5 protein-coding genes are annotated in these 5,504 nt (G+C 44.3%); 1 reads left to right on the top strand and 4 read right to left on the bottom strand.

From position 1 onward, the window contains the following. The 4 genes from TY10_RS07735 to TY10_RS07720 all read right to left on the bottom strand — a co-directional run. Nucleotides 1-506: hypothetical protein (locus tag TY10_RS07735; RefSeq protein WP_042162269.1), on the bottom strand; the 506-nt coding region annotated here is incomplete at its 3' end. Between the two features lie 276 nt (nt 507-782). Continuing rightward, nucleotides 783-1,688, bottom strand: coding sequence for a LysR family transcriptional regulator (locus TY10_RS07730; RefSeq protein WP_042162267.1), 906 nt, complete (start codon nt 1,686-1,688; stop codon nt 783-785). A gap of 203 nt (nt 1,689-1,891) precedes the next feature. Beyond that, on the bottom strand, nt 1,892-4,252 hold the full coding sequence (locus tag TY10_RS07725; RefSeq protein ID WP_042162265.1) for an MMPL family transporter: 2,361 nt from the start codon (nt 4,250-4,252) through the stop codon (nt 1,892-1,894). Nucleotides 4,253-4,288: 36 nt separating this feature from the next. After that, nucleotides 4,289-4,906 carry a TetR/AcrR family transcriptional regulator gene (locus tag TY10_RS07720; RefSeq protein ID WP_238327505.1) on the bottom strand — a complete coding sequence of 206 codons (618 nt, stop codon included), beginning with the start codon at nt 4,904-4,906 and terminating at the stop codon, nt 4,289-4,291. A 385-nt stretch (nt 4,907-5,291) separates the two neighbouring features. Between TY10_RS07720 and TY10_RS31390 the strand changes: the two genes are divergently transcribed. Further along, a partial coding sequence (locus TY10_RS31390; RefSeq protein WP_042162263.1) for a hypothetical protein occupies nt 5,292-5,504 on the top strand: 213 nt, incomplete at its 3' end.

Raw genomic sequence — 5,504 nt, 5'->3', positions numbered from 1 at the left:
AGGGCCAAAATAATAGTGATGAAAATCGTATCCGTTTTTTTTCGAAAACTGCCTGTTTCTGCAGGCATTTTATCTTTATTTCTTAATTTAAATGCGGCTAACATAATGAGAAAGGTTAAGATTGCTGTAGAAGCTACAAAAACGAAGTCATGTAAATCCAAATAGATGGGCAGTAATGCAGCAGGAATTGTTGGTGAGAAATGAACTCGAAATATATGCATAAGAATGACTATAATAGCAAGAGTAACCAACATTTTCATAAGAGATGTTAAAGGCAATCTGTTTAAAATTGTCCCCAAAAATGCACCCAAGGTTGGAAAAAGCCAAAGATGAGAGGGTTTCTTCATCCAATCCGATACGGAAAACACCATAATTCCCATTGCCATTCCAGCAATCTCTGGAAATAAAATGTCCCTTTGATTTAGCAGCACACTACCAATCAGCATAATAATGACCAATAAATAAGCTGACAAAAAACCTTTGGATTTTAAGATGCTCCACGACATATATAAGCTCTCCTTCGATAATTTTGTTATCACGATCTTATCTTTAATTTTTCATATTCCCTTCTTGCTATTAAACACTGCTAAGCTCATGAGTACTTGCTAAGCCATAGTATCATAAGCTTATTTATTCTAGTTATGATAAGATTCAATACCTGTTATTTCGATAATCGATAGCTTCTTTAATCAATCATGACAAAGACGAAAAAAATAGAATCTTAGAGATCGGTCTCGTCTCTAAGATTCTCGTATGTAACAGGCTCTTATTGTATTATTAGTTCAATGAGAGTCGGACTGAAAAGCATAATGATTCAATACAAATGATTTGAACATTTGGCTTGGAAGGTTGAGATCCCTGTCTTTGTTTACAATAAGCCCATGAGTAGGGAAAATTCCTGGGCTTAGCGGCAACGCTCCGAAACTTCCCTCCACAATTTCTTTTTCCGCTGCTATTTTAGGAATAAGTGCAAAACCAATACCACATTTTACTGCCTGTTTTATCATTTCAATACTGGGATATTGTATAGCATGATCTGTTTCTACCCCAGCTTCATCTAAAATCTTAATGGCATGAGTATGATACAAACAACTGTTGCCAAAAGTGATTACGGATTCATTGCTAAGGACATTCAAGCCGTTTCTCTCCACATTTTTCGTCAGCTCTTCTGAAGCAATAAAAATTAATTCTTCCTTGATTATGGGGAAAAACTGAAGGTCATCCCTTCGGGGATTTCGGGGAATAATTCCAAAATCAACAACATGCTGTAAAACATCATCAATAATATCCTGATGATAGCCGGTTTCCATTTTAAAATTCACCTTCGGGAATTTAAGTTTAAACTGCTGCAAGAGTGAAGACATTCTAGTCACAAAAAAAGATTCATGCATACTCAGGTGAATAATTCCTTTAGGTTCGGTCGACTCATTCATAGCTTCTTCTAATGACTGTCCCAGATGTACAAACTGATGGGCAAATTTAGCTAGTTTTAAACCAGCCTCGGTAGGCGTTACACCTCTTGATAAACGATGAAATAATTTTTGGCCACAAGCCCGTTCTAGTAACTGAATATGGTTTGTGACGGTAGATTGTACAAATCCCAATTTTTCTGCTGCCCGGTTAAAGCTTTTTTCCTCCATTACTGCAATGAATGTTTTGAAAAATTTCCCTTCCAATATATCAATCATATAGCTGGCATCTCCTCAGTAATCGAGTTTTGGAATAACATGCATTGAATTTTAGAATAACCCAAATAGCAAAGCTTATGATAACATAACGTACATTGTAATCAAGAAAGGCCGACATATAACGGTATAAACACAGAACACCCCACTAGCTAGACGGCGTCTAACTAATGGGGTGTAGTTCAGTTATGGCAATTCAATTCAGATTAAGCAGGCTTGTTTGCCTTCTTCTTAACACTGCTGCTGCCCTGAGCCTGAGCATTCAGTGCAGTAATCAGCTTATCGCCTTCGACATCAAGGTTAGGCAGCAAGCGATCCAGCCATTTCGGCAGCCACCATGCTTTATCTCCGAAGACCGCCATGACGGCTGGAACCAGCGTCATACGGACGATGAAGGCATCGATAAGAATACCTGCGGCGAGCGCGAAGCCGATCTGCTTGATCATCGCATCCGGTGCGAAAATAAATCCGGCAAAGACGGATACCATGATGACAGCAGCGGCTAGAACGATGCGGCTTGCCAAATCATAGCCGTGAATGACACTTTCCGTTCCTCTGTGGCCATGCACATAAGACTCGCGCATGGAGCTGACCAGGAACACTTGATAATCCATCGCCAGTCCATAAAGAATACCCGTAACAAGTATAGGCATGAAGCTAAGCAGCGGGCCGCCGGTGTCAAAGCCGAACAGGGAATGCATCCATCCCCACTGGTAGACGGCCGTGGTCAAGCCAAACGTTGCGAGTATGCTGAGAATGAATCCAACCGTTGCCTTAATAGGGACAATGATTGAACGGAAGACGAGCAGCAAAATAATGATGGAAAGAATAACGATGATGCCGACATAGAGAGGGAACGCCTCCGCGAGCTTAGACGACATATCAATATTAATAGCGGTGAATCCGGTCACACCGAGCTTCACATCTATATTTTTTGCAATGGTTGAATCAGGAGCACGAAGATCGTTGACCAGATCCTTTGTGGCCAAGTCAGTTGGTCCTGTTTTTGGAATCAGGCTAATAATGGCCATATCGCCGGTTTTATTCACACCTATTAAAGAAACGAGCGAAACGTTCTCATGCTTCTGAAGCTCTTGAACGAGATTTCCGAGTTTTTCAGGTGTAAATTTGTCGGCAGCATTTTGCGGCTCGCCTACCAGGAGCAGAGGGCCGTTAAAGCCTTCTCCAAAGCCTTTAGAAATCGCGTCATAGCTTTGTCTAGCCGTCGTATCCAAGTTTGCCGAAGCGCCGGAAGGAATTCCCAGCTCCATTTTTGCAACTGGAATGGCTACTGTGCCCAGAACGACGATTACTCCAATGATGATAAGCCAGCGATATTTCACAGTGCCTTTAGCCCAACGAATGGAAAAACCTTGCTTGGTTTTGCGATCGGAGCTGCTGGACTTCAGACGAACTTTAGGCGAGCAGATTCGTTCGCCGACGAAGCCGAGCAGGGCGGGCAGAAGAGTCAATGCCAGCAATACAGTGACGAATACCGTCACACCAGCGACTATCGCCATCGTAGACAAGAATTCAATGCCAATGACGAGCATGCCGAATAGTGCAATAATAACCGTTAATCCTGCGAAAAATACGGCGCTGCCAGCTGTGCCAACAGCTCTGCCGGCGGCTTCGCGGGCACTTAGTCCCTGATCTAAAATCATACGGCGCTGACGATTGACGATAAATAGCGAATAGTCGATGCCGACAGCTAGTCCAATCATGACAGCCAAGATTGGCGTAATGTCATTAATCGCAATGAATTTCGAGAAGGCAAACGCGCCTCCGATGCTGATTGCTACGCCAAAAATAGCGGTAAGCAGCGGCAACCCGGCAGCAACGACAGAGCCAAGTGTAATAATGAGCACAACGGCTGCGACGAGAATCCCAATTGCTTCTGTGGAGCCAAGGGCAGGTGTGCTTTTCAGCGAGTCGCTAGGTATAGTTGTAATACCCGAATTATTCTGCTCGGCTGCCATAGCGGCGTCGATTACGGCATCCGGAACGGATTTAGGCAGCGAAGCTTGTTGAACGGTAAATTGGAACTGGAACAGGGCGAGACTGCCATCCGATGAGAGCAAGACGCCTGGTACAGGCATGCCATTTACCATCAATGGGCCGTAAGGAGGCATTTCGGCCATATTTGCTTGATTCGTTTCTGTACCTTGAGCCGTTTGTGGGGCATCGCTGCCCATCTGGCTAGGATCAGTGCCTGAGAAGCCAGCTTCAGCTGCCAATTTGGCAGGATTAATGACGTATTCTACTTGATATACGTCTTCAATTGCCTTCTGAATTAATGCTAAACGTTCGGGCGTATCCAAACGTTCTCCTGCAGGAACAGTAAAGGCGATGCTGGCTTGTCCGCCCGAAGCCTCTGGAAGCTCCTTCGTTAGCTGATCGAGAACCTTTTGCGATTCTGTGCCTGCAATTTTCATCTCAGAGCTGGAATGTATGCCGTTGACTCCAATCAATGTACCTACGATTCCAAGAATGACGACCCATGCGATGAGAAATTGCCATGGCTTGTCGTAAGCGGATTTCCCCAGTTTGTACAAAAATGTTGACATGTAATGTTTCTCTCCTTTATATCCTGATGACTGTTTTTAGAAGCCGTTTCGCAAATACTCGAACATTGCGTTCAGATATTGATCAAATGGGATTGCATCTGTTGGTTCAGCTTCTGTCTCTCCCGGCAGCAGTACATTCAGACTGCCGTCCAGTATGGGCACAAACGCGCCATAAACCGCTCCCGCTAGCAGATGTGTATATCCGGGTTTGTAACGTCCGCGAGTGAATGGCTCCAATGCTTCTTGGGCGGATATTTGCAAGCCGCGGAACACACCTAGAATATAAGGCTCTAGCGTAGGATATTGTTTCGAAAGGGAGACGAACTGACGCAATTTAAGCAGAAACTCCCCGGTAAACTGCATCTTCATCAAGCTGTACAAAACATCAAGCGGTGTTGCATCTTCTGGCATGCCCGTAATTAATTTGTCATATTCTTCTACACTCGTATAGGGGACAGCAACGGCAGCAACCGCTTCTTCTTTGCAGGAGAAATAGTTGGCAAACGTCCGTCGAGAATAACCGGCCTGCTGTACAACGTCGTCGACGACGAAGCCATCCAAACCTTTTGCAAACGCGAGCTCGAATGCAGCTTCGGCTAAGGCAGATGCTGTGGCTTCTTTCTTCTTGTCACGCAAGGTTTGTTTAGCAATCAATGACTACACCTCCTTATTGAATTCGTATAATAATATCATTGCCCAAAATGCAAAGATGCACAATGGGCAAGTTTTTCGAAATTGTGAACATTGGGATGAAACCATCTCGATAGGCAGGTATGTAGCTGGGGTTGATAGTTTGCGAAATGATAGCGGACATTGCGATTATTTTGTATTTAGCTATTTTGGCTAGCGTAGCCGGGAAAGCGATGCTGATAAGGTCAGAGCACAACATGGCACGTAATGGTAATGTACTGCGCTGTACTGTATGGGGGATAAGTTAGGTGTTAGCGAACCAGCTTCGCTAATTTACATTTTCAAAAAGAAGAGCCAAATTGGATTCTGATTCGGCTCTTCTTTTTCAGTTTGGGGTCTTAAGCGTGGGGTGAGCGGAGCGGTTCGAGTTCATGCTGACATTTTGAAGATTCTATTCAACGTTGGAGTCGCGGAGCGACAAAAAGGCTGGAATCAAGAACGGCAGCATGAACCGAAACGCGCAGCGAGCCCGTGCCTTCTGAACCGGAGCCTTAAAGCGGTTCGAGTTCATGCTGACATTTTGAAGATTCTATCCAACGTTGGAGTCGCGGAGCGACAAAAA

The organism is Paenibacillus gorillae, assembly GCF_000513275.1.
GTDB lineage: Bacteria > Bacillota > Bacilli > Paenibacillales > Paenibacillaceae > Pristimantibacillus > Pristimantibacillus gorillae.
Note: the sequence above shows the minus strand (reverse complement) of the source record. Positions and strands in the feature narration are given on the sequence as shown.